This window comes from Streptomyces jumonjinensis, assembly GCF_009600885.1.
GTDB lineage: Bacteria > Actinomycetota > Actinomycetes > Streptomycetales > Streptomycetaceae > Streptomyces > Streptomyces jumonjinensis.
The window spans coordinates 26863-48569 of sequence record NZ_VCLA01000174.1; the positions used below are offsets into that span (position 1 = coordinate 26863).

Annotated in this window: 20 protein-coding genes and 1 pseudogene; 14 read left to right on the top strand and 7 right to left on the bottom strand. The window is 71.7% G+C overall.

Annotation, left to right across the window (positions count from 1 at the left end):
* Nucleotides 1-85 precede the first annotated feature (85 nt).
* A complete protein-coding gene (locus tag FF041_RS26770; RefSeq protein ID WP_153525226.1) occupies nt 86-658 on the top strand; it encodes a TetR/AcrR family transcriptional regulator in 573 nt (190 codons plus the stop codon).
* 402 nt (nt 659-1060) lie between these two features.
* On the top strand, nt 1061-3301 hold the full coding sequence (locus FF041_RS26775; RefSeq protein ID WP_323392805.1) for an MMPL family transporter: 2241 nt from the start codon (nt 1061-1063) through the stop codon (nt 3299-3301).
* A gap of 116 nt (nt 3302-3417) precedes the next feature.
* Here the strand turns inward: FF041_RS26775 and FF041_RS26780 are convergent, their stop codons facing one another.
* Complete coding sequence (locus FF041_RS26780) at nt 3418-3765, bottom strand: SsgA family sporulation/cell division regulator (protein ID WP_153482954.1); 348 nt, start codon at nt 3763-3765, stop codon at nt 3418-3420.
* Nucleotides 3766-4017: 252 nt separating this feature from the next.
* Between FF041_RS26780 and FF041_RS26785 the strand changes: the two genes are divergently transcribed.
* From FF041_RS26785 to FF041_RS26795, 3 genes are read left to right on the top strand one after another with little or no spacing between them, the layout of a single operon-like run.
* Nucleotides 4018-5178 carry an energy-coupling factor ABC transporter permease gene (locus FF041_RS26785; protein ID WP_153525227.1) on the top strand — a complete coding sequence of 387 codons (1161 nt, stop codon included), beginning with the start codon at nt 4018-4020 and terminating at the stop codon, nt 5176-5178.
* Between the two features lies 1 nt (nt 5179).
* Nucleotides 5180-5941 (top strand): cobalt ECF transporter T component CbiQ, encoded by a 762-nt coding sequence (cbiQ, locus tag FF041_RS26790; protein ID WP_153525228.1) that lies wholly within the window; start codon nt 5180-5182, stop codon nt 5939-5941.
* Nucleotides 5938-6726: an energy-coupling factor ABC transporter ATP-binding protein gene (locus FF041_RS26795; RefSeq protein ID WP_323392808.1), complete on the top strand. Its 789-nt coding sequence runs from the start codon at nt 5938-5940 to the stop codon at nt 6724-6726. The genes cbiQ and FF041_RS26795 overlap by 4 nt, the downstream gene beginning before the upstream one ends.
* Here the strand turns inward: FF041_RS26795 and FF041_RS26800 are convergent.
* Entirely contained in the window at nt 6723-7244 is a 522-nt protein-coding gene (locus FF041_RS26800) for a GNAT family N-acetyltransferase (protein ID WP_228388645.1), read from the bottom strand. The genes FF041_RS26795 and FF041_RS26800 overlap by 4 nt on opposite strands.
* A gap of 180 nt (nt 7245-7424) precedes the next feature.
* On the opposite strand from FF041_RS26800, the gene FF041_RS26805 reads away from it, so the two are divergent.
* The 3 genes from FF041_RS26805 to FF041_RS26815 all read left to right on the top strand — a co-directional run bounded on the left by FF041_RS26805 (nt 7425) and on the right by FF041_RS26815 (nt 9944).
* A complete protein-coding gene (locus tag FF041_RS26805) occupies nt 7425-8582 on the top strand; it encodes a serine hydrolase domain-containing protein (protein ID WP_323392809.1) in 1158 nt (385 codons plus the stop codon).
* Nucleotides 8579-9379 carry an SDR family NAD(P)-dependent oxidoreductase gene (locus FF041_RS26810; RefSeq protein WP_153525230.1) on the top strand — a complete coding sequence of 267 codons (801 nt, stop codon included), beginning with the start codon at nt 8579-8581 and terminating at the stop codon, nt 9377-9379. The genes FF041_RS26805 and FF041_RS26810 overlap by 4 nt, the downstream gene beginning before the upstream one ends.
* 349 nt (nt 9380-9728) lie before the next feature.
* Nucleotides 9729-9944, top strand: coding sequence for a DUF397 domain-containing protein (locus FF041_RS26815; protein ID WP_398762504.1), 216 nt, complete (start codon nt 9729-9731; stop codon nt 9942-9944).
* Between the two features lie 66 nt (nt 9945-10010).
* Here the strand turns inward: FF041_RS26815 and FF041_RS26820 are convergent, their stop codons facing one another.
* The gene (locus FF041_RS26820) at nt 10011-10862 is read right to left on the bottom strand and encodes a helix-turn-helix domain-containing protein (RefSeq protein ID WP_153525231.1); all 852 of its coding nucleotides are present in this window, start codon (nt 10860-10862) and stop codon (nt 10011-10013) included.
* Between the two features lie 24 nt (nt 10863-10886).
* A pseudogene (locus tag FF041_RS26825) lies at nt 10887-11087 on the bottom strand (DUF6879 family protein); the annotation flags it as partial.
* Nucleotides 11088-11613: 526 nt separating this feature from the next.
* Between FF041_RS26825 and FF041_RS26830 the strand changes: the two are divergent.
* Entirely contained in the window at nt 11614-12744 is a 1131-nt protein-coding gene (locus FF041_RS26830) for a methyltransferase domain-containing protein (protein WP_153525232.1), read from the top strand.
* 56 nt (nt 12745-12800) lie between these two features.
* On the opposite strand, the gene FF041_RS26835 is transcribed toward FF041_RS26830, so the two are convergent.
* Nucleotides 12801-13952 (bottom strand): serine hydrolase domain-containing protein, encoded by a 1152-nt coding sequence (locus FF041_RS26835; RefSeq protein WP_153525233.1) that lies wholly within the window; start codon nt 13950-13952, stop codon nt 12801-12803.
* Nucleotides 13953-14154: 202 nt separating this feature from the next.
* Nucleotides 14155-14646 (bottom strand): YbaK/EbsC family protein, encoded by a 492-nt coding sequence (locus FF041_RS26840; RefSeq protein ID WP_153525234.1) that lies wholly within the window; start codon nt 14644-14646, stop codon nt 14155-14157.
* A 162-nt stretch (nt 14647-14808) separates the two neighbouring features.
* Here FF041_RS26840 and FF041_RS26845 point away from each other — a divergent pair, with 162 nt between their 5' ends.
* The gene (locus FF041_RS26845; RefSeq protein ID WP_153525235.1) at nt 14809-15237 is read left to right on the top strand and encodes a PPOX class F420-dependent oxidoreductase; all 429 of its coding nucleotides are present in this window, start codon (nt 14809-14811) and stop codon (nt 15235-15237) included.
* 192 nt (nt 15238-15429) lie between these two features.
* Here the strand turns inward: FF041_RS26845 and FF041_RS26850 are convergent, their stop codons facing one another.
* Nucleotides 15430-17202, bottom strand: coding sequence for a dolichyl-phosphate-mannose--protein mannosyltransferase (locus FF041_RS26850; RefSeq protein ID WP_323392812.1), 1773 nt, complete (start codon nt 17200-17202; stop codon nt 15430-15432).
* 186 nt (nt 17203-17388) lie between these two features.
* Between FF041_RS26850 and rsmI the strand changes: the two genes are divergently transcribed.
* The 4 genes from rsmI (at nt 17389) to FF041_RS26870 (ending at nt 21596) form a co-directional block, all read left to right on the top strand.
* Nucleotides 17389-18294 (top strand): 16S rRNA (cytidine(1402)-2'-O)-methyltransferase, encoded by a 906-nt coding sequence (rsmI, locus tag FF041_RS26855; RefSeq protein WP_323392831.1) that lies wholly within the window; start codon nt 17389-17391, stop codon nt 18292-18294.
* 149 nt (nt 18295-18443) lie between these two features.
* A complete protein-coding gene (locus tag FF041_RS26860; RefSeq protein WP_153483067.1) occupies nt 18444-18887 on the top strand; it encodes a hypothetical protein in 444 nt (147 codons plus the stop codon).
* 68 nt (nt 18888-18955) lie between these two features.
* The gene (locus FF041_RS26865; protein WP_153525236.1) at nt 18956-19825 is read left to right on the top strand and encodes a TatD family hydrolase; all 870 of its coding nucleotides are present in this window, start codon (nt 18956-18958) and stop codon (nt 19823-19825) included.
* 211 nt (nt 19826-20036) lie between these two features.
* The gene (locus FF041_RS26870; RefSeq protein ID WP_407698200.1) at nt 20037-21596 is read left to right on the top strand and encodes a ubiquitin-like domain-containing protein; all 1560 of its coding nucleotides are present in this window, start codon (nt 20037-20039) and stop codon (nt 21594-21596) included.
* Nucleotides 21597-21707: the final 111 nt, after the last annotated feature.

Here is a 21707-nt window from a genome sequence, read left to right on the forward strand (position 1 = left end):
CGAAACGATTTCGTTTCGCTCGAACACCTGGGTATCGTTGAGGTGTACGAAACCGTTTCGTTCGGATGGTGGGGGGAGGTCCGTCATGACACGCAGCCGGCTGACCCCCGAGCGCGAGAACGAACTGTTCGAAGCCGTGCTCGATCTGCTGCGCGAAGTGGGCTACGACGCCCTGACGATGGACGCCGTCGCCGCCCGGACCCGATCGAGCAAGGCCACCCTCTACCGCCAGTGGCGCGGTAAGCCCGAGCTGGTGGCCAAGGCGATTCAGCAGACCGCGGGACACGGCGACGCGGAAGTCGACACCGGCAGCCTGCGCGGTGACTTCCGCGAGATGCTGCTGCATACCGACGACTGCCGGATGGAGCAGGACTCCGCGCTGATGCGCGGGCTGTTCCAGGCGATCCACAGCAACCCCGATCTTCATCAGGCGCTCCGGGACCAGCTGATCGAGCCCGAGCTGAAGAAGCTCCGGACGGTGCTGCGCCGGGCGCGTGAGCGGGGTGAGATCCGCGCGGGCAACACCGCGGTGGACTTCGCCGCGCACATGATGCTCGGCGCGTTCTTCACCCGGGAGATCATCGAGGACAAGGTGCTGGACCGGTCGTTCCTCAGCCGGTACATCGACTCCGTCGTCCTTCCGGCGCTGGAGGCCTGATGCGCGCCGCGCTCCGTACGTTCTCGCTCAGGCCGGGCCGCAGAACCGGAGGCCGTGGCCGCCGGGGCGCCGGAGGGTGTCCCCTCTGTCGCAGCACCGGCAGCACCGGCAGCATCGGAACCGGCGGAGCCCGAAGTCCCGGCGGCTCCGTCTCCCTGGAGCCCTCGCGCTCCCTGGAAGTCCCGTGACCGCCGGCAGCGGATGCCCGACGACCCCACCACGGCATCCCGCGTACTGACTCCCCTGGCGAAGCCCGCCCCCCAACGGGCTTCCGACGAGCTTTCCCTCCCCGTGGAAACTCCGCTCACGCACTGCCTTCACCTGCTTTACCTGACGCGCGCCGCTCCGTACGTCGGGCCGACTCCCCATGTCCTGTTCGTCTTATCCAGGGAGTAAGCCCTCGTGGCCACGTTCCTCTACAAACTCGGCCGTACCTCCTACAGACGGCGCTGGCTCGTCACCCTGGTATGGGTGGCGCTGCTGGTGCTCGCGGGCGTCGGCGCGTCGTCCGCCGCCAAAGCCAAGGACCCGGGATTCGCCCTGCCGGGCACCGAGTCCCAGCAGGCGTTCGACCTTCTGGAAGAGCGCTTCCCCGGCGGCAACGCCGACGGCGCCACCGCGCGCATCGTCTTCAAGGCTCCCGACGGCCAGAAGATGACCACCGCGAAGAACAAGGCGGAGGTCGGCGACACCATCGCCGATCTGAAGTCCGGGTCCAAGCAGGTCGCGACCGTCGCCGACCCCTTCACCTCCGGCGCGGTCTCCAAGGACGGCACCACCGCCTACATCTCGGTCTCCTACAAGGTCAACGCGATGGAGTTGACCGACGACACCCGTGAGGCGCTCACCAAGACCGGCGAGACCGCTCGCGAGAGCGGGCTGACGGTGGAGATCGGCGGCGACGCCGCCATGGCCGAGGTGGACCCGTCGTCCGCCGAGATGGTCGGCATCGCCATCGCCGCCGTCGTGCTGGCCATCACCTTCGGCTCGCTGGTCGCCTCCGGACTGCCGCTGCTCACCGCGATCATCGGCGTCGGCATCGGCATCTCCTCGATCACCGCGCTCGCGAACGTGCTCGACCTCGGCACCACCACCGGCACCCTGGCGACGATGATCGGCCTCGCGGTCGGCATCGACTACGCCCTCTTCATCGTCTCCCGCTTCCGCTCCGAGCTGGCCGAGGGGCACAGCAAGGAGGAAGCGGCGGGCCGGGCCGCGGGCACCGCGGGCTCCGCGGTGGTCTTCGCCGGTCTGACCGTGGTCATCGCCCTGGTCGGCCTCGCGGTCGTCAACATCCCGATCCTCACCAAGATGGGCTTCGCCGCGGCCGGCACGGTCGTCATCGCGGTGATCATCGCGCTCACCCTCATTCCGGCGCTGCTCGGCTTCGCGGGCGACAAGGTGCTCGGCCGCAAGGCCCGTAAGGCCCACCGCGCCGCCGTGGCCGAGGGCCGGTCGACCGCCGTCGTCCAGGACCCGGCCAAGCCCAACATGGGCACCCGCTGGGCCCGCTTCGTGCTGCGCCGTCCGGTCGCCGTGCTGCTCGCGGGCGTCGTGGGCCTCGGGGTCGCCGCCGTACCGGTCGCCTCGCTTCAGCTGGGTCTGCCCGACGAGGGCTCGAACGCGCCCGCGTCCAGCTCGCGCAAGGCGTACGACCTGCTCTCCGACGGCTTCGGCCCCGGCTTCAACGGCCCTCTGACGGTGGTCGTGGACGTCAAGAAGAGCGAGGACGCCAAGGGCGCGGTCGAAGAGGTCGCCGAGCGCATCGGCAAGATGAAGGGCGTCGCCGCCTCCCTGCCCGGCCCGCTGAACGAGGCGGGCGACACCGGCATGGTCACGGTCATCCCCAAGGACCGTCCGTCGTCGACGGAGACCGAGGACCTGGTCCATGACATCCGGGACGAGGCCGGCGCGATCGAGTCCGACAACGGTGCCAAGGCCCTGGTCACCGGCACCACGGCGCTGAACATCGACTTCTCGCAGAAGATGAACGACGCGCTGGTGCCGTATCTGGCGCTCGTCGTCGGACTCGCCTTCCTGCTGCTGGTGCTGGTCTTCCGCTCGATCCTGGTGCCGCTGAAGGCGGCCCTCGGCTTCCTGCTCTCCGTCCTCGCGGCGCTGGGCGCAGTGGTCGCGGTCTTCCAGTGGGGCTGGCTCGGCTCGCTCTTCAATGTGGAGCAGCCCGGCCCGATCATGTCGATGATGCCGATCTTCATGGTGGGCGTCGTCTTCGGTCTCGCCATGGACTACGAGGTCTTCCTGGTCACCCGGATGCGCGAGGCGTATGTCCACGGCGAGCGGCCGGGCGAGGCGGTCGTCACCGGCTTCAAGCACGGCGCCCGTGTGGTCACGGCCGCCGCGGCCATCATGGTCGGCGTCTTCTCGGGCTTCATCGGCTCCGGCGAGCAGATGGTCACGATGATCGGCTTCGGTCTCGCGATAGCGGTGATCTTCGATGCCTTCGTGGTCCGGATGACGATCGTGCCCGCGGTGCTGGCGCTGCTCGGTCACAGGGCATGGTGGCTGCCGCGCTGGCTGGACCGGATCCTGCCGAACGTGGACGTCGAGGGCGAGAAGCTCCAGAAGCAGCTGGCGCACGCCCCCGAGGACCCGGACGGGGACCGCGAGCTGGCTCGCGTCTGACCGGGCTCCGGGCCTGGAGCCCGGGGATCGGATGCTCTGCCGGTGGCCGTACTCCACCGCCTTCGGGCGGCGGGTGCGGCCACCGGCCTGTTCGGGCCTGTCCGGGAGGTGCGGGCTCATTCGGCGGGCGTCGGCGCCGCCGCGTAGGTATGCCGCAGAAAGCGGTTGAGCGCGCTGGTGTCGAACTGCACCACCGCCACGCCGTCCGTGCTGTGGTACTCCACCACCGCCTGGACCCGGCCGCACGGCCAGACCTCCACATTCCCGCTGCGGGCGGGTGCGCTCAGCCCGGTCTCCAGCACGGTGCGCGGAAAGATCCAGTCGGTTCCGCCGGGGAAGGAGAAGTGGACCGCCCAGGGGTCCTCGGCGGGTTCGTAGCGGAGCGCGACCCGGACGGGCCGGTACTGGGGAGCGTCGGTGACGATCCGGCCCCATGCATGATCTTCGACGACGGCGGCGGACATCGCTCGCTCCTCACATTCGTCTTATTTGTCATCTAATGTCCCATATTTTGGTCAAAGGTTCGATTCCCCGTCGTAGCTCCGTCGTATCTCCGTCGCGCCCATGCCGCATCCGGACCTTTTTGTGATGGGCCCGCTCTTGCAAGCCATGTGCAACAGGCCCACCATCGTCGGGCGACCGTTCGCCGCGCGAACAGTGCGAGCCGCGACGGCCGTCTGCCCGACCGTGCCCGTCTGTCCGATGCGGAGCCCGCCATGCATGTCCCCGACGGATTCATCGACGCTCCGGTATCGGCGGCGGCGGGAGCGGTGGCCGCCGGAGCCGTCGCCCTCTGCCTCCGGGGGGCCCGCCGCGAGCTGGCCGGAGCCCCCGGCACGACGCTGACCGGCGCCGAGCGCACCGCGCCGCTCGCCGGGCTGGTCGCCGCCTTCGTCTTCGCCGCGCAGATGCTGAACTTCCCCGTCGCCGCGGGCACCAGCGGCCATCTGCTCGGCGGCGCTCTCGCCGCGATCCTCGTCGGCCCCGCCACCGGGGTGCTCTGCGTCACCGTCGTCCTGCTGACCCAGGGCGTCCTCTTCGCGGACGGCGGGCTGACCGCGCTCGGCGTCAACATCCTGATCATGGGCGTGGTCACCGTCGCCGTCGCCTACGCGCTCTTCGCCGCCCTGGTCGCCGTGCTGCCGCGCGGCAGACGCTCGGTCGGCGCCGCCGCCTTCGCCGCCGCGCTGGTCTCCGTACCGGCGTCCGCCGCCGCCTTCACCCTCCTCTACGCCATCGGCGGGACGACCGACGTACCCATCGGGACGGTGCTGACCGCGATGGTCGGCGTCCATGTCCTCATCGGCGTCGGCGAGGCCGTGATCACCATGCTCACCGTGGGCGCGGTCCTCGCCGTACGGCCGGATCTCGTCCATGGGGCCCGGAGCCTCGCCCGCCCCCTCAAGCTGCGCGTCGGCGGACGGCTGATCGACGCGGAACCGGTGCCCCGCGCCCCGGCCCGCTCCCCGCACCGCGTCTGGCTGGCCGGGCTGGCCACCGCGCTGGTCCTCGCGGGCGCCGTCTCCTTCTACGCCTCCGCCAGCCCCGACGGCCTGGAGAAGGTCGCCGCCGACCACGGCATGGACGAGAAGGCGGGGGAGCACGCCGCCGCGGACTCCCCGCTCGCCGACTACGGCGTCGAGGGCGTCTCCGCCACCTGGATCTCCGGCGGCCTCGCCGGTGTCATCGGCGTCGGGGCGACCGCCGCCGTGGGCAGCGGACTCTTCTACGCGGCCGTCCGCCGCCGCACGGGCACCCCTGCAACCGGGCGTATCGGACGGACCGGAGACCCCGGGACCGGGAAGGCCCACCCAGCTGGAGAAGTCTCTGGCGGCTCAGGGGACTCCCCGGCCGGCGGCCCGGCGGAACGCTCCTGACATGGGCGCCGGCCATGCCCACCGGCTCTACACCCACCGCTCCTCACCCGCCCACGCCCTGCCCCCGCACTGCAAACTCGCCGCCGTCCTCTGCTTCGTACTCGTCGTGGTCTCCACCCCGCGCGAGGCCGTCTGGGCCTTCGGGGCGTACGCGCTGCTGCTCGCCGCCGTCACGGCCGTCGCCCGGCTCCCCGCCGTTCCGCTGCTCCGGCGGCTGCTGATCGAGGCGCCCTTCGTCGCCTTCGCCCTGCTGATGCCGTTCGTCGTCCCCGGCGAGCGGATCACCGTGCTCGGGGCCGGGCTCAGCGTCCCCGGGCTCTGGGGCGCATGGAACATCCTCGCCAAGGCGACCCTCGGCACCGCCGCGTCCGTGCTCCTCGCCGCCACGACCGAACCCCGCGATCTGCTGCTCGGCCTCCAGCGCCTCGGGCTGCCGCAGCCGCTGACGCAGATCGCGTCCTTCATGGTCCGCTACGGCGATGTGGTCGCGGACGAGCTGCGCCGGATGTCGATCGCCCGCAGATCACGGGGGTTCGCGGCCCGCGGCCCACGGCAGTGGGGCGTCCTCGCCAAGACCGCGGGCGCGGTCTTCATCCGCTCCTACGAACGCGGCGAACGGGTGCATCTCGCGATGGTGAGCAGAGGCTATACGGGGGAGCTGCCGGTGATCCGCGAGCTGAGGGCGACCCGCGCCCAGTGGGCCCGGGCGGCGGCCCTGCCCGCCGCCGCGCTCCCCGTCTGTCTGCTCGGCCGGCTCCTGTGAACGCCCCCGGCGGCCCCGCCCCCTCACTGGACGTCAGAGGGCTCGCCTACGCCTACCCGGACGGCCACCAGGCCCTCTTCGGCGTCGATCTGACCGTGGCGCGCGGCGAACGGGTGGCCCTGCTCGGCCCCAACGGCGCGGGCAAGACCACGCTCGTACTCCATCTCAACGGCATACTCGCCGGGGGAGCAGGCGCCGTCTCGGTCGCGGGCCGCCCGGTGGTCAGGGAGCATCTGCCGGAGATCAGACGGTTGGTCGGCATCGTCTTCCAGGACCCCGACGACCAGTTGTTCATGCCCACCGTCCAGGAGGACGTGGCCTTCGGCCCCGCCGCCATGGGGCTGCGCGGCGACGAGCTCTCCGCACGGGTCGCGGCGGCGCTGCGACAGGTCGGCATGGCGGAGTACGCCGACCGGCCCCCGCACCATCTCTCCTTCGGGCAGCGCCGCCGGGTCGCGGTCGCCACGGTCCTGGCGATGCGGCCGGAGATCCTCGTACTGGACGAGCCCTCGTCCAACCTCGACCCGGCGGCTCGGCGCGAACTCGCCCAGATCCTGCGGTCGCTGGACATCACCGTGCTGATGGTGACGCACGACCTGCCGTACGCCCTGGAGCTGTGCCCGCGCTCGGTGATCCTCAGCGAAGGAGTGATCGTGGCGGACGGCGCGACCGGGGACCTGCTCGCGGACGAGGAGCTGCTGCGCCGACACCGGCTGGAGCTGCCCTTCGGCTTCGCCCCACGAGCGACGCCTCCGGGGCTGCTGGATCGTCCGGACACGACCTAGCGCAGCTCGCCCTCCAACAACCCCATGGTGAACATGTCGTACCACTGACCGTCCCGCCGGAAGACCTGGCGCAGCCGGCCCTCCGTCACAAAGCCCACCTTCTCGTAGACCCGGCGGGCGGCGTGGTTCTCGGTGACGACCGTCAGCGTGATCTTGTGCAGCCGCATGTCCTCGAAGCCGTAGCGGCAGGCCGTCCGCATCGCGTCGGTGGCGAAACCGCGCCCCCAGTACTCCTTCTCGCCGAGATAGACGTCCAGCTCGGCGCAGCCCGTCTCCGGCTCGGCGCCGCGCAGCCGGACCAGCCCGATGAGGCGGGCGTCGTCCGTCGCCTCGATCCCGAAGAGGGCGTCCCCGTAGGTGCTGCGCTGCCGCTCCTCCATCCAGGTGCGGACCTGCGCCAGGGACTGCGGATAGCCGTCGCTCATCCAGCGTATGACCTCGGGGTCGTGATTCCAGCGCCAGAGCGCGTCCGCCTCGGACGGTTCCATGGCCCTCAGCCGCACCAGTTCTCCGCGCATGCTCTCCCCCTGTTCCCCGACTGGCTCCACAGCGGCCCAAGTGGGCCCCGGGAAGTGATAGCACGGGCCGAATTCCCAGCTCAAGAGGTTGAAGCCGGTCGTTCGGACGGCCCCGGAAGCCGGGCGCGTCCGCCGTCGTTGCACCATGGGGGAGGTCGACCGGAGCGGAGAGTACTGACAGTGGACGTCCAGGGCACGGTGGCGGAGGGGTACGAGGCGGTACGGGACGCTTTCGTACGGAACTTCGAGCAGCGCGGCGAGCGCGGAGCGGCCGTCGCCGTCTACCGGCACGGCCGCAAGGTGGTCGATCTCTGGGCCGGCGCCCGGGATGTGGACGGCACGGCCCCCTGGGCGGTGGACACCGCGCAGGTCGTCCGCTCGGTCACCAAGGGCGTCGCGGCGGCCGTCGTCCTGCTGCTGCACCAGCGCGGCCAGATCGACCTGGACGCCCCGGTGGCCACGTACTGGCCGGAGTTCAAGGCGAACGGCAAGGAGCGGGTACTGGTGCGCCAGCTGCTCTCGCACCGCGCGGGTCTCCCCGTGCTCGACCGTCCGCTCACCCCCGCCGAGGCGATCGACGGCGTGAGCGGCCCCGCCGCGCTCGCCGCCCAGCGCCCCGAGTGGCAGCCCGGCACGGATCACGGCTACCACGCGCAGACCTACAGCTGGCTGATCGCCGAACTGGTCCGCCGGGTCACCGGCCGCACCATCGGCCGCTGGGTCGCCGAGGAGATCGCCCGCCCCCTCGGCCTGGACTTCTGGATCGGGCTGCCGCCCGACGAGGCCCACCGGGCGGGCCGTATCGGACCGGTCGACGAACCCCCGTCCGCCCCGGGGCTCACCCTGCGCCCCAAGAGGGCCGTCTCCGACGCCTACCGCGACCCGGCGTCGCTCACCCGCCGGGCCTTCGGGGCGATCGACCCGCTGCCCGACGAGAACGACCCCCGCTACCGGGCCGCCGAGCTCCCCGCCTCCGGCGGCGTCTCCACCGCCCGCGCACTCGCCCGTTTCTACGCCTCCACCCTCGGCGAAGTCGACGGCGGCCCCCGGCTGTTCGCGCCCGCGACGCTCGCCCTGGCCCGTACCGAGGAGTCGGCGGGCCCCGACCGCATCCTGGTGGTGCCCACCCGCCTCAGCCTCGGCTTCATGCTGCACGGCCCGGCCGCCCCGCTGCTGGGCCCCGGCTCCTTCGGCCACCCGGGCCGGGGCGGCTCGCTCGGCCTCGCCGACCCGGAGTCCGGGGTGGCGCTCGGGTATGTGACCAATGGGCTGCGTAAGGGAGTTACCGCGGATCCCCGTGGTCAGGCCTTGATCCGCGCGGTACGTTCGGCCCTATGACCTATGCGCTGAAACGTTTCGAGGGGTATGGAGTACTGATCACCGGCGCGGCCCGGGGCATCGGCGCGGCCACCGCACGGCGGCTGGCGGCCGAAGGGGCCCGGGTCCTGATCACCGATATCGACGTGGAAGCCGCCGAGAAGACCGCCGAGGACGTCCCCGGCGCGGACTTCACCGGCTGCGACGTCTCCGACCGCGCCCAGGTCGAAGCGGCGGCGGCCTACGCCGCCGAACGCTTCGGAACCCTGGACGTCCTGGTCAACAACGCCTTCTCCTGCGCCAAGGACGCACCGCGCATCGAGGACGAGCCGGACGGCACCTGGCAGCGGGATCTGGACATCTGCCTCACCGGCGCGTTCCGCTGCGCCCGTGCCGCGATGCCGTATCTGGAGAGCTCGGGCCGGGGCGCGATCGTCAACATCGGCTCGGTCAACGCCGAGGTGGGCCTGGACGGCCACTCCTACAGCGCGGCGAAGGCGGGCCTCGCGTCGTTCACCCGCACCCTGGCGGGCGACGCGGGCCCGCGCGGCGTACGCGTCAACCAGATCAACCCCGGCACCATCCGCACCCGGGGCTGGGAGGGGCAGGACCGGGGCCTCGCGGACCTGGGGCGGAAGCTCTATCCGCTGGGCCGCGTCGGCGAGCCCGAGGACGTCGCGGCGGCGGTCGCGTTCCTGGCTTCGCGGGACGCGTCCTGGATCACCGGGACGACCCTGCGGGTGGACGGCGGCCTACTGGCGGTGAACAACGCGTTCGGCCTGGTGCTGGCGGAGGCCAAGGCCGGCCAGGAGGGGTAACGGGGCCGGGCCTGGGGCCTCCCGTACGCGGGAGGCCCGGCGGCCGGGGCTCACGGCCTGTGCCCACCGCCCTCCACCGACAACTCGGCCCACACCGCCTTCCCCGGCCCCTGCCGCCCGGCCACCCCCCACCGGTCCGCCAGCGCCTCCACCAGGGGCAGCCCGCGCCCCCCCCGGGAGCCTCAGCCTCGGGCACGGTGAGCCTCGGACACCCGTCCGCCGTGTCGTGCACCTCGATTGACCTGTTCCTTGAGTCCGAGGCGGAGATAAGGCGTTACAAGCTGATGTCCGAATGTCACGGCCGATCTTCTGATTGAGTTTGCAGCCGCGAGTGAGTGACGGAGAGGGAGTGTTGGAAGTGCAGCACCACGCCGCGCCGGTCTGGCGCAAGAGCAGTTACAGCAGCGCGAACGGCCAGTGCGTCGAGGTCAGGGATGACTTCCCGGGCGTGATGCCCGTACGCGACAGCAAGGTGCCGACGGGGCCCTGCCTCGCGTTCGCGGAGCCCTCGTGGATGTCGTTCGTCGGAGCGCTCAAGACGGGGACCTTCCGGCCCGCCGGCTGATCCTCGCATCCCGTCAGCGCCCTGCCTCCCGAGGAGCCGGGGCGTGACGGGACGGCGGTACGTCCGTCAGTCCAGCGCCTCGATCGCCTTCACGATCAACGCGCGTGCCTCCGCTCCGTATACGGCCAGGGCGCGCAGCGCGTCGAACGTCTTGAGGTAGAGGGCCACCTCGCTCGGCTGGGTGATGCGGACCATCGCGGAGATCAGTTCCACCAACGCGAGGCTGTCGTCGAAGATGTGAAACGTTTCGTGCGGCCAGTGCCGTGGTCCTGGGGTGGACATGGGGATCACTCCCAGGGACACCGACGGCAACGCTCCGGCCGTCAGGAGATAGCCGAGCTGGGCCGCCATCGCGTCAGTCTCACCGGCCTGGTGGTACAGCACGGCCTCCTCGATCAGGAGAACGAACCGATGGCCCGGTTCGTGGAGGACGCTGGAGCGCCGGACGCGGGCGGCTGCCGCTTCCGGCGCGTCGTTCGGGATCTCACGGAAGTCGGCGATGGTGCTGAGCAGCGCCGCCGCGTAGCCCTCGGTCTGGAGCAGCCCCGGAACAAGCGTCGAGGAGTAGACGCGGAACAACCGGGTCTCACGGTAGAGCTGTGCGCTTCTGCCCTGTAGTTGTTTCAGGCCATCGCGTATCTGATGCCGCCACTCGCTGTAGAGCGACTCCGCGTTGAGGGACTGGACGATGAGGCCCTCGGCCTGGTCCAGTGCACCGCACGCACCGCACCACAGCCGTATGTCCTTGGCGGAGGGCGCGGTGCGTGCGTTCTCGATGCGGGAGGTCTTCGCATGGTGCCAACCACATTGCCCGGCAAGTTCGGTGACCGTCAGTCCGGCTGCCTTGCGCAGGTCGCGCAGCCTCTTCGCGACAAGCTCACGGGCGGCCTGGGCGGATGACGACGGTGATATGGGCATGAACTGACCTGTCGGCCCCTTCGATCAGCGGATCTCGTACTGGTCGTGCGGAGTGGCGCGCGCCCACACTGCTTCGAACGCCTCCGAACACAGTTTCGCTGCGGCCGGGTCGTCAGTGTCCTCCTTGCCCATCGAACCGCCCTCACCCGTGAAGTGGTTCCAGCGCACCAACTGCTCGTCGAAGAGCCAGAAGTCGTTCCCCGGCAGGGCGATCGTGGGGCTCTGGAATTCACCGGTCTTGGGGTCGATCCCGGTGAACGCTAAAGCCATGTCAACGTCCCTTCTGGCTTGTGCGGTTGTGTGCGGCAGCTTTGCTCATCCAGTTCATCGCAGCAAGAGTGTCGTCCAGCCATGTCGTGGAGGAATTTTTCTTCCGCACATATCTGCACATCACTGGAGAGCGGTCGTGCCGCCTCGCTACCGTCGGAGAACGGCTGCCGAATAGCCCAGGGCACCGCTCGGTGCCCGTCATTCCTCGGCGTGAGGGGGGCATAGTCATGTCCACGCCCATCAACCGGCCCCCGGGCCCGACTCCGCCCAAGACCGGGCGCGCACGGAACCGATTGCGGTCTCAGCGGCGCACCCGCTGATCGCGGTATTCGAATTCGCATCCCCATTCGAAGGAGTTCCGTCATGGGAAAGCACGGAGACGACAAGGGCGGTTCGGACGGCGACAAGAGGCAGTCGCCCAAGGAATCGGACGGTCAGTGGACCAAGCCCGTCACACCCCCGAAGAAGTGAGCCTCAGCCCATGGATCAGTACGCGCAGTTGCTCGCCGGACTGACCGGGTCCGGTGCCCTGGGCGAGGAGTGGCGGGGCGCGTTCGAGCGGGCCCCGCGCTCTGCCTTCGTCCCCGGTTTCGTGTGGATCCCCGACGACGACAGCCCGTCCGGCTACCGCCGGATCACCCGGACGGAGAACCCGGGCGACTGGTGGTCGCTGGTCAACGCCGACGACGTCGTCGTGACCCAGGTGGACGACGGGGGGGAGAACGGCCCCGGCGTCGTGACGTCCTCCGCGTCCAAGCCCCGGCTGGTCGCGTCCATGCTCCGGCACCTGGACGTGGCCGACGGGCACGCGGTGCTGGACATCGGCACCGGCACCGGCTGGACCAGCGCGCTGCTGTGCGCTCGGCTCGGCGACCACCGCGTCACCACGGTGGAAGTCGACCCCGTGGTGGCGGCCGGGGCGGCCAGGCGGCTGAAGGCCGCCGGATTCAGCCCGACGCGCGTGGTCGGGGACGGTCTCGCCGGATGGCCGCCCGGCGTGCCGTACGACGCCGTCCATTCGACGGCGGCCGTCCGGCGCGTACCTCTGACATGGGTGGAGCAGACCCGGCCCGGCGGGGTCGTGGTGAGCGCCTGGGGCACGCCGTACGCGAATGCCGGGCTGCTGCGACTGGTGGTCGGCCGGTCCGGCCGGGAGTCACACGGCCGGTTCGTGGGTGATGTCAGCTTCCTGTGGATGCGAGGCCAGCGGCCCCACGCTGTGACCCGCCCGGAGGGCGTCCCGGAACACCGGGGCTCGTCCGACCTGGACCCCGAACTGGCACTGGAGGACGTCCATGCCGCCTTCGCCATCGGTGTACGCGTCCCCGGCGTGCGATATGAGCATGTATGGGACGGGGCGGACCCTTACGGCACCTACCGTATGCGGCTGTCGGACGGGGCGGGGTCCTGGGCGTCTGTGCGGTACGGCGGATGGGACGCCGAGGACGCCGTGCGCCAGGCGGGTGAGCGCCGGCTGTGGGATGAGATCACGGCGGCCCGGCTGTGGTGGCTGGAGGCGGGCAGGCCCGTCGTGACCCGGTTCGGCCTCACGGTCACACCGGACGGCACCCAGACGGTCTGGCTGGACGACCCCGGCAACCGGGTCGCGTAGACCGTCCAGCCGTACCGGCCGGGCCGGGGCCGCCCCGGCTTCCTGCCCCGGCCCCATCAGGAACCCGGCCCCGCCGCGTACCGCCAGAAGGCGCGCATCGAGTCCGGGCCGCTCGGTCCGGGCATCTCCCGCTGGGTCAGCAGTACCGCCACCGTCCCGGTGGACGGGGTGATGTGCCAGGACGTGCCGGTGCCGCCGACCCAGCCGTACCGCCCCGGCTCGTTCCAGGGCTCCACCGCCGCGACGTCGACCGCGCCGCCGTACCCCCACCCCTGCCCCTCCAGAAACAGCCCGCTCGCCTCGCGCTGGGCGCGGGTCAGGTGGTCCGTGGTCATCCGGCGCACCGAGTCCGCCGACAGCGTCTCGCGCCCGTCCACCGTCCCCCCGGCGAGCAGCATCCGGCCGAAGGCGAGCAGATCGTCGGCGGTGGAGACCAGCCCGCCTGCCGCGGAGGGGAAGGCGGGAGGGCTGCTCCACTCCCCGTCCGGGGCGTCGACCACGGCGAGAGCGCCGTCCGCGCCGGCGCGGTAGGAGCTGGTGAAGCGGCCGAGCTTCCGCGCCGGCACCGAGAACGCCGTGTCGGTCATGCCCAGCGGCTCGAACAACCGCTCGGCCAGAAACTCGGGGAGCGGCTGCCCCGAGGCCCTGGCGATCAGCACGCCCAGGATGTCGGAGCAGGTGTTGTACAGCCATGCCTCGCCGGGCTGGCGCAGCATCGGGATGCCCGCCAGCCGTGCCATCCACTCGTCCGGCGCGGGCACGGCCTGCGGCATCAGCGGCCCCTTCAACTCGCTGAACAGCGGCTGCACCGCCGGGAGCGAGAAGTCGGACGGGAAGCCGTATCCGGCGCGGAAGCTGAGCAGGTCCTCCACGGTGATGCCCCGGTCCGCCGGGACCGCGTCGTCCACCGCGGCCTCCGGGATCCGTACCACCGTGGGGTCGGCCAGCTCCGGCAGCCAGGGGGCCACCAGATCCTCCAGCGCGATCGTGCCGTCGTCGATCAGCGTCATCGCGGCGGCGGTGGTGATCGGCTTGGTCACCGAGGCGAGCCGGAAGATCGTGTCCCGGGCCATGGGCGCGGTCCCCTCGGTGTCGACGGAGCCCACGACCGCCGCCTCGACCCGGTCGCCGTGTGCCACCAGACCGACCGCCCCCGGCATCGACCCGTCGTCGACATGGGCTTTCAGCACCTCGTGCAGGCTGGTCATCGCTCCACCTTCCGCTCGTACGTTCGAAGAGTGGGGACTCCTGGGACGGCCGGGACTCATCGGCCCGGACTCATGAGTCCCGGAGCCACCGGAGACGCGCTGCCGGCTCAGCTCGCGCTCAGCGTCACCCCGATGCCCACTGCCCACCGCCCTCCATCCTGCCGCCGCGACCCCCGGCGTGCCGGATCTCTCCCCTGCGCGATCACTCCGCGCGTTCCCGTACGTCCACCAGTTCGCCGCCCGCGTGCTCGATCAGCGTCTTCGGGTCGAGGGGGAACACCGTGTGCGGGGTCCCGGCCGCCGCCCACACCACCGGGTGATCCAGCAGCGCGCGGTCGGCCAGCACCCGGGTCCTGGTGACATGCCCGAAGGGGGGTACGCCGCCGATCGCGTACCCCGTCGTCCGCCGGACGAGATCGGCGTTCGCGCGCTTGACGGACGCCGCGCCCAGTTCCTCCCGTACCCGCTCCACATCCACCCGGGACGAGCCGTCCATCAGCACCAGCACCGGCTTCGAGTCCGCCTCGAAGATCAGTGACTTGACGATCTCGCTGACATCGCAGCCGATCGCGGCAGCGGCGTCCGCCGCGGTGCGGACCGCGTCCGGGAAACGGCGGACCGGTACATCGAGGTCCAGCCCGCGCAGGGCTTCGGCGAATCGGGGATGGGCTTCGGCGGCGGGGTGAGTGCTCATGCGCCGTCACGCTAGCGGTAGCCGTACGGGCCGGGCGAAGGGAATTCGCCCCCCGCCATGGGGCGTGCCCGCCACCCGGCGGGGCGGCGACGGCGGCGACAGGAGCCACGCCCTCGGCGTGCCTGATCACCCGTCAGCCCGGGACTGCCCGAATATGGCCAAATGGCGAAAATGATGACGAAGGGCGAGTGGCACAGATTTGTCTCCGAGGGCACCCGCACCGCGAAACTCTCGACCGTGCGCGCTGACGGCAGCCCGCATATCGCTCCGGTGTGGTTCCTCCTCGACGGGGACGAACTGGTCTTCAACACCGGCAAGGGGACGGTGAAGGGCCGCAATCTGATCAGGGACGGCAGGGTCGCGATCTGCGTGGACGACGACGAGCCGCCCTTCGGCTTCGTGGTGCTCCAGGGGGAGGCGGAGGTGAGCGAGGACCAGGAGCAGGCGCGGCACTGGGCGACGCGGATCGCGGCCCGATACATGGGCGAGGACGTGGCCGAGCAGTTCGGCGAACGCAACAGCGGCCCCGGTGAGCTGACGGTCCGGGTCAGGGTCGGCAAGGCCGTCGCGATCGCCGCGGTGGCCGACTGACCGGCGCGGGTCGGGGCCGGTCCGGGCCGCGGTCGGGCGAGCGGGCGCCCGCCGGGCCCGGGCCGCACCCGGAGCGGCCCGGACCGGCCGACAGCTGAGTCAGACCCGGGCCGGACCCGGATCGGACCCGGATCGGACCCGGATCAGACATCAGATCGGAGCGGGGGCCAGACCCGGATCAGAGAGCGGGGATCAGACCCAGGTGTCCAGCCACATCCGGTCCCGCCAGTCCTCCACCGGAATCGGCGTCCCCGTGTACAGCGGGTAGAAGTAGATGAAGTTCCAGACGATCAGCAGCACCAGCACCCCCGCGCCGATCGCGCCGATCGCCCGCCGCCGCTCGTCCGACCCCGGCGGCCCCAGCATCGCCCCGATCATCATGGCCACCGCCAGACAGAGGAACGGCACGAACACCACCGCGTAGAACAGGAAGATCGTCCGCTCCTGGTAGAGGAACCAGGGCAGCCACCCGGCCGCGATCCCGCACGCGATCGCGCCCGCCCGCCAGTCCCGGCGGAAGAACCAGCGCCACAGCACGTACAGGATCGCGAAGCACGCCGCCCACCACAGCAGCGGAGTGCCCAGCGCCAGCACCTCGCTGGCGCACTTGTCCGCCGTGTCCGCCGGACAGCCGCCCTGCCCCGCCGCCCGATCCTCGTAGTAGTACGAGACCGGACGGCCCAGGACGATCCAGCTCCACGGGTTCGACTCGTAGGCGTGACCGGACTTCAGGTTCACATGGAAGCTGTAGACCTCGGTCTCGTAGTGCCAGAAGCTCCGCAGCGCGGCCGGAACCCAGCTCATGCCGAACTGCGGCAGATCGATCTCGCCCAGCAGCGGAAGGGTGACGCTGTCGGGGGAGAGCCCGGCCCGGTGGTCCGCCCAGTCCCGGTAGTGGCCGCCCTTCGTGGCGAACCAGCCCGACCACGACACCATGTAGGTCGCCAGCGCCACCGGCACCGTCGAGACGAACGCCGGTACGAGGTCCTTCCGCAGCACCGCCCGGTACGGCCGCATCGCGCCCGCCGTGCGCCGCGCGCCCACATCCCACAGCACCGCCATGACGCAGAACGCGGCCATCACATACAGGCCGTTCCACTTGGTGCCCGCGGCCAGTCCCAGCATCACCCCGGCCGTCAGCCGCCAGGGCCGCCACCCCAGCCGCAGCGACTCGGCGATCCCGGCGTCCGGCCGCAGCACCCCGTCCTCGTCCTCCGGCAGCGCAGCCGCCAGCTTCCGCCGCGCCCAGTCCCGGTCGGCGACCAGAGCGCCGAAGGCGGCGAGCACGAAGAACATCAGCACCAGGTCGAGCAGCGCCGTCCGGCTCATCACGAAGTGCAGCCCGTCCACCGCGAGCAGCGCGCCCGCCAGACAGCCCAGGAAGGTCGAGCGGAACAGCCTGCGGCCGATCCGGCAGAGCATCAGCACCGAGAGCGTGCCGAGCACCGCGACCATGAAGCGCCAGCCGAAGGGCGTGAAGTCGAAGAGCTTCTCGCCGATGCCGATGATCCATTTCCCGACCGGCGGATGCACCACATATCCGGGGTCGGTCGGGAGCGCGACGACCGAGGGGTCCTTGAGGATCGACTTGTCGATGTCCTTGGGCCAGTGGCCCTCGTACCCCTTGTTGATCAGCGACCAGGCGTCTTTGGCGTAGTACGTCTCGTCGAATATCACCGCGTGCGGCTTGCCGAGGTTCCAGAAGCGCAGCACGCCCGCGACCAGCGCCACCAGCAGCGGCCCCAGCCAGGCGGAGGCCCGCAGCAGCGGATTCACCGCCGCCGGCGCGATGCCGAAGACCGGCCACAGCCGTTCGGAGGGGCGGGTGTAGGGGGGGACCAGGCGTTCGCGCAGCCCGATCACGGAAGGGGGCGCATAGCCGAATCTGCGCAGCCGATGCTGCCAGCCGGGGGGCTGCTCGTCGGCGTCCTTGCCCTGGAGGGTCTGTGGCGCGGTACTGGTCACCGCGCCATCGTAGGGAACGTCCGTGTGAGCGGCGTGCCTCCCGCCCGCCGCCGCCCCGGAAGAGAGCCCTCCGTGCCCCCGGGGAAACCCCGCCGCCGCCCCCGGAGGGCCCCTTGGGAAAGCCCTGGCACCCCGCCCCCGGGAGAGCTTCCCCGCCGCCCTGGGAGAATGGCGTACGTGACCACTGTGCCGCCTTCCGATACGCCCGCAGCCCCCCCGGCCCCCGCCTCCGACCGGGCGGGAGTGCTGGTCCTGGCCGGAACCCCGATCGGCGACGTCGCCGACGCCCCGCCCCGCCTCGCCGCCGAGCTGGCGGGCGCCGACGTCATCGCCGCCGAGGACACCCGCAGGCTGCGGCGGCTCACCCAGGCGCTCGGCGTCCAGACCTCCGGTCGGGTGGTCTCCTACTTCGAGGGCAATGAGTCCGCCCGTACACCGGAGCTCGTCGACGCCCTCGCCGGCGGCGCGCGGGTGCTCCTGGTCACCGACGCGGGGATGCCCTCCGTCTCCGACCCCGGCTACCGGCTGGTCGCCGCCGCCGTCGAGAAGGACATCCGGGTCACCGCCGTCCCCGGCCCCTCCGCCGTGCTCACCGCGCTCGCCCTCTCCGGGCTCCCGGTGGACCGCTTCTGCTTCGAGGGCTTTCTGCCCCGCAAGTCCGGCGAGCGCCTCGCCAGGCTGCGCGAGAACGAGAACGAGCGCCGCACCCTCGTCTACTTCGAGGCCCCGCACCGGCTCGACGCCGCGCTCGCCGCGATGGCCGAGGTCTTCGGCGCGGACCGCCGGGCCGCCGTCTGCCGGGAGCTGACCAAGACCTACGAGGAGGTCAAGCGCGGCCCGCTGGCCGAGCTGGCCGCCTGGGCGGCGGACGGCGTACGCGGCGAGATCACCGTGGTGGTCGAGGGCGCGCCCGCCCCGGGGCCCGGCGATCTCGACCCCGCCGAGCTGGTGCGCAGGGTACGGGCGCGCGAGGAGGCGGGGGAGCGGCGCAAGGAGGCCATCGCGGCGGTCGCCGCCGAGGCAGGACTGCCCAAGCGCGAGGTGTTCGACGCCGTCGTGGCGGCAAAGAATTCCGCTCCACCGGCCCCCTGACACGTAAAGGATTACGGTAGAAGGCAAAGCGCAGACCGGGTCCGGAGCCATATGGGCATGGGAAGGCCCAAGACCGCTCCAATATTCGACAGGCGATGATGCGCTCCCGCCGGAATGGGCGTCCACTGGGTCAGTGGAGAGGAGCAGGCATGAGTGAGATCACGGGCGCCGCCAGGGTCCACGAGGCGTACGCCTTCGCTTGTATGCGCTGCGGGCACGGCTGGGAGCAAGCGTACGAAATCGAGCACCATATCGACACGGCCGGCCATGAATACGTCGTCTACAAGGCGAACGGCGCCCGGGTGCCGTCGCCGCTGTCGAGCCCCGACTGCACGAACTGCGGGGGGCATGTCGTACGGATCATGCGGGCCGGGCAGGTCTCGTCGGTGCTGGATCTGATGGCGCGTTCCGCGGACCCGGAGCGGATCGCCCGCCCCGTGCGCGAGACCAGGCCCGCGCCGATCGCGGGACCGGTCGGGGTGGGGGACGATCTCGTGGAGGTCCCCCGGGAACAGCCCGCACAGCCGGTGCCGGCCAAGGCCCACCACCACTGGCATCTCTCCGATCTGCTGCACCCCTTCCACCGGAGGTAGCCCGGTCCGTCCGAGGCGGGCATCGCCCTGGCTGAGGGAACGGCGGCCCGCCTCGTAGGATCGCGGCCATGACCTCGAAGTCCACCCCGCCGCCGCTGCCCGAACCGCTCAGGATCCCGGTCGCCGACTCCCACACCCACCTGGACATGCAGGAGGGCACCGTCGAGGAGGCGCTCGCACGGGCGGCGGCCGTGGGGGTGGTCTCAGTCGTCCAGGTGGGGTGCGACGTCAAGGGCTCCCGCTGGGCGGCCCAGACCGCCGCCGACCACGACAGCGTGCACGCGGCGGTGGCGCTGCACCCCAATGAGGCCCCCCGGATCGTCTTCGGCGATCCCGACGGCTGGTCCCGGCAGGACGCGCGGGAGGCCGGAGGGGACGGCGCGCTCGACGACGCGCTCGCCGAGATCGACGAGCTGGCCGCACTGCCGCAGGTCCGCGCGGTCGGTGAGACCGGGCTCGACTACTTCCGCACCGGGCCGGAGGGCGTCGCCGCCCAGGAACGCTCTTTCCGCGCCCATATCGAGATCGCGAAACGGCACGGAAAAGCGCTGGTCATTCACGACCGGGACGCGCACGCGGACGTACTGCGCATACTCGCCGAGGAAGGCGCGCCGGAGCGCACGATCTTCCACTGCTATTCCGGAGACGCGGAAATGGCGCGGGTGTGCGCCAAGGCGGGCTATTACCTGTCCTTCGCGGGCAATGTGACCTTCAAGAACGCCCAGCCGCTGCGTGATGCGCTCATGGCCGCCCCGCGTGAACTGGTCCTGGTGGAGACCGACGCGCCCTTTCTCACGCCCGCGCCCTATCGCGGGCGGCCCAATGCGCCCTACCTCATTCCGGTGACGCTCCGGGCGATGGCGGCGGTGAAGGGGCTGGACGAGGACACCCTGGCCGAGGCCGTGGCGGTGAACACGGCCGAGGCGTTCGACTACTGAGCGACAGCGCTGCGGGGGTAGCGGCGCGACACAGCGTGACCGAATGGCTTTGGACAGTGAGCGTCGCTCCGATACCATCCGGCCGCAGTGCCATCGGTCGGACCGGGCCCGGACCCTACGGAGCGTCGTGAACGATCTGAGCCGTCTCAGCGGCCTGAGCAACGACGGGACCCGGACCGCCCCCGGGTACGCCGGCTATCCGGCGGAAGGCTTGGACGGCGCTCCGAGCGGCGAACGGGCCTGGACCGCCCCTGGCCATGCCGCCGCCACGGAGACCTTCACCCAGCCCTTCGCCTACGCCGGATACGCGACGGCCCGGGCGGACGCCTTCGAGGCGGCGTACGCGGACCCGTACGGGCCGACGGCTCCGGGACCGGGAACGTACGGACCGGAGGCGTACGGGCCGGGGGCCTACGGCGCGGCGGTGCAAACGACCCCGGCCTACGGGACGGCACCCCACCCGCCGACGCTCCCGGACATCCCCAACTCCCCGGGCGTCCACCAGGGCGCACCCTCAGTCCTGCCAGCCCCCCCGGGGGCAGTCCCCTCAGTCCCCCCGGCGGCGTACGGCGGCCGGTTCACCGTCGCCCGCCGGAGCGCCGCCCCTGCGGGGGAGCCGGCCCCGGCCGGGAGCGCCCGCCGGCGGCGGCGCGGGGTCGACCGCCTCCGCCCCGACGCGGGGCCCGGGCTGCGCAGATTCCTGCCGCAGGCCCTGGTCGTCGTGGTCCTCGCGGGCGGCACCTCCGCCTTCGTCGCCAGCGACAAGGCCGTCCGCCTCACCGTCGACGGCCGCCCCCGCACCCTGCACACCTTCGCCGAGGACGTCCGCGAACTGCTGGCCGACGAAGGCGTGGGCGTCGGCGCGCACGACATCGTGGCCCCCGCGCCCGGCGAGGAACTCGCCAGCGGGGACGAGATCGTCGTCCGCTACGGCCGCCCCGTCTCCCTCACCCTCGACGGGCAGCGCCGCCAGGTGTGGACCACCGCCCGCACCGTCGAGGGCGCGCTCCGCCAGCTCGGGGTACGGGCCGAGGGCGCGTATCTCTCCGCCTCCCGCTCCTCCGCGATCTCCCGCCACGGCCTCGCGCTGGACGTACGCACCGAACGCGCCGTGACCTTCCTCGCCGACGGCCGCACCCGCACCGTCCGCACCAACGCGGCGACCGTCGGCGAGGCCCTCGTCCGCGCGGGCATCCCCCTCGGCGGCCAGGACACCACCTCCGTACCGCTCGGCAGCTTCCCCCGCGACGGGCAGACCGTCACCGTCCTGCGGATCACCGGAAGCCGGGAGGTGCACGAGGAGCCGATCCCCTACGAGGTGGTCAGAACGGGGGACCCGTCCCTCTTCACGGGCACCGAGATCGTCGCTCAGCAGGGCCGCCCGGGCGTGCGCCGGGTCACTTACCAGTTGCGCAGCGTCAACGGCGTCCGCGAGCGCCCCCGGAAGGTCGAGGACGAGGTGATCCAGGAGCCGGTCGCCCAGCGGGTCCTGGTGGGCACCGCCAGGCTGCCCGGCTCGGTGGTGGGCGCGGACGGCCTGGACTGGAGGGCGCTCGCGCGCTGCGAATCCGGCGGACGCGCGGGGGCGGTGGACCCTTCGGGGACCTATGGCGGGCTGTACCAGTTCGACACGGTCACCTGGCGCGCGCTGGGCGGCCGGGGCCGCCCGCAGGACGCGCCCGCAGCCGAGCAGACCTACCGTGCGAAGAAGCTGTACATCCAGCGGGGCGCATCCCCTTGGCCGCACTGCGGCCGCAGACTCTTCCGCTGACCGACGGCGGGAGTGGGCCGCACGGCCCGGCACCCGGGACAGGCGGGCGGGCAGTTGAGTCTGATGGGAGGGGGCCACCCTGCCCTGCGCGGGCCCTTGTCGGGGGCCAGC

Bases quoted from the DNA above. Each gene is read 5' to 3' on its own strand.
- FF041_RS26770 (WP_153525226.1), top strand. From the start codon at position 86: ATGACACGCAGCCGGCTGACCCCCGAGCGCGAGAACGAACTGTTCGAA.
- FF041_RS26780 (WP_153482954.1), bottom strand. From the start codon at position 3,765: ATGTCCGCCGCCGTCGTCGAAGATCATGCATGGGGCCGGATCGTCACC.
- FF041_RS26785 (WP_153525227.1), top strand. From the start codon at position 4,018: ATGCATGTCCCCGACGGATTCATCGACGCTCCGGTATCGGCGGCGGCG.
- cbiQ (WP_153525228.1), top strand. From the start codon at position 5,180: ATGGGCGCCGGCCATGCCCACCGGCTCTACACCCACCGCTCCTCACCC.
- FF041_RS26800 (WP_228388645.1), bottom strand. From the start codon at position 7,244: ATGCGCGGAGAACTGGTGCGGCTGAGGGCCATGGAACCGTCCGAGGCG.
- FF041_RS26810 (WP_153525230.1), top strand. From the start codon at position 8,579: ATGACCTATGCGCTGAAACGTTTCGAGGGGTATGGAGTACTGATCACC.
- FF041_RS26820 (WP_153525231.1), bottom strand. From the start codon at position 10,862: ATGCCCATATCACCGTCGTCATCCGCCCAGGCCGCCCGTGAGCTTGTC.
- FF041_RS26830 (WP_153525232.1), top strand. From the start codon at position 11,614: ATGGATCAGTACGCGCAGTTGCTCGCCGGACTGACCGGGTCCGGTGCC.
- FF041_RS26835 (WP_153525233.1), bottom strand. From the start codon at position 13,952: ATGACCAGCCTGCACGAGGTGCTGAAAGCCCATGTCGACGACGGGTCG.
- FF041_RS26840 (WP_153525234.1), bottom strand. From the start codon at position 14,646: ATGAGCACTCACCCCGCCGCCGAAGCCCATCCCCGATTCGCCGAAGCC.
- FF041_RS26845 (WP_153525235.1), top strand. From the start codon at position 14,809: ATGGCGAAAATGATGACGAAGGGCGAGTGGCACAGATTTGTCTCCGAG.
- FF041_RS26860 (WP_153483067.1), top strand. From the start codon at position 18,444: ATGAGTGAGATCACGGGCGCCGCCAGGGTCCACGAGGCGTACGCCTTC.
- FF041_RS26865 (WP_153525236.1), top strand. From the start codon at position 18,956: ATGACCTCGAAGTCCACCCCGCCGCCGCTGCCCGAACCGCTCAGGATC.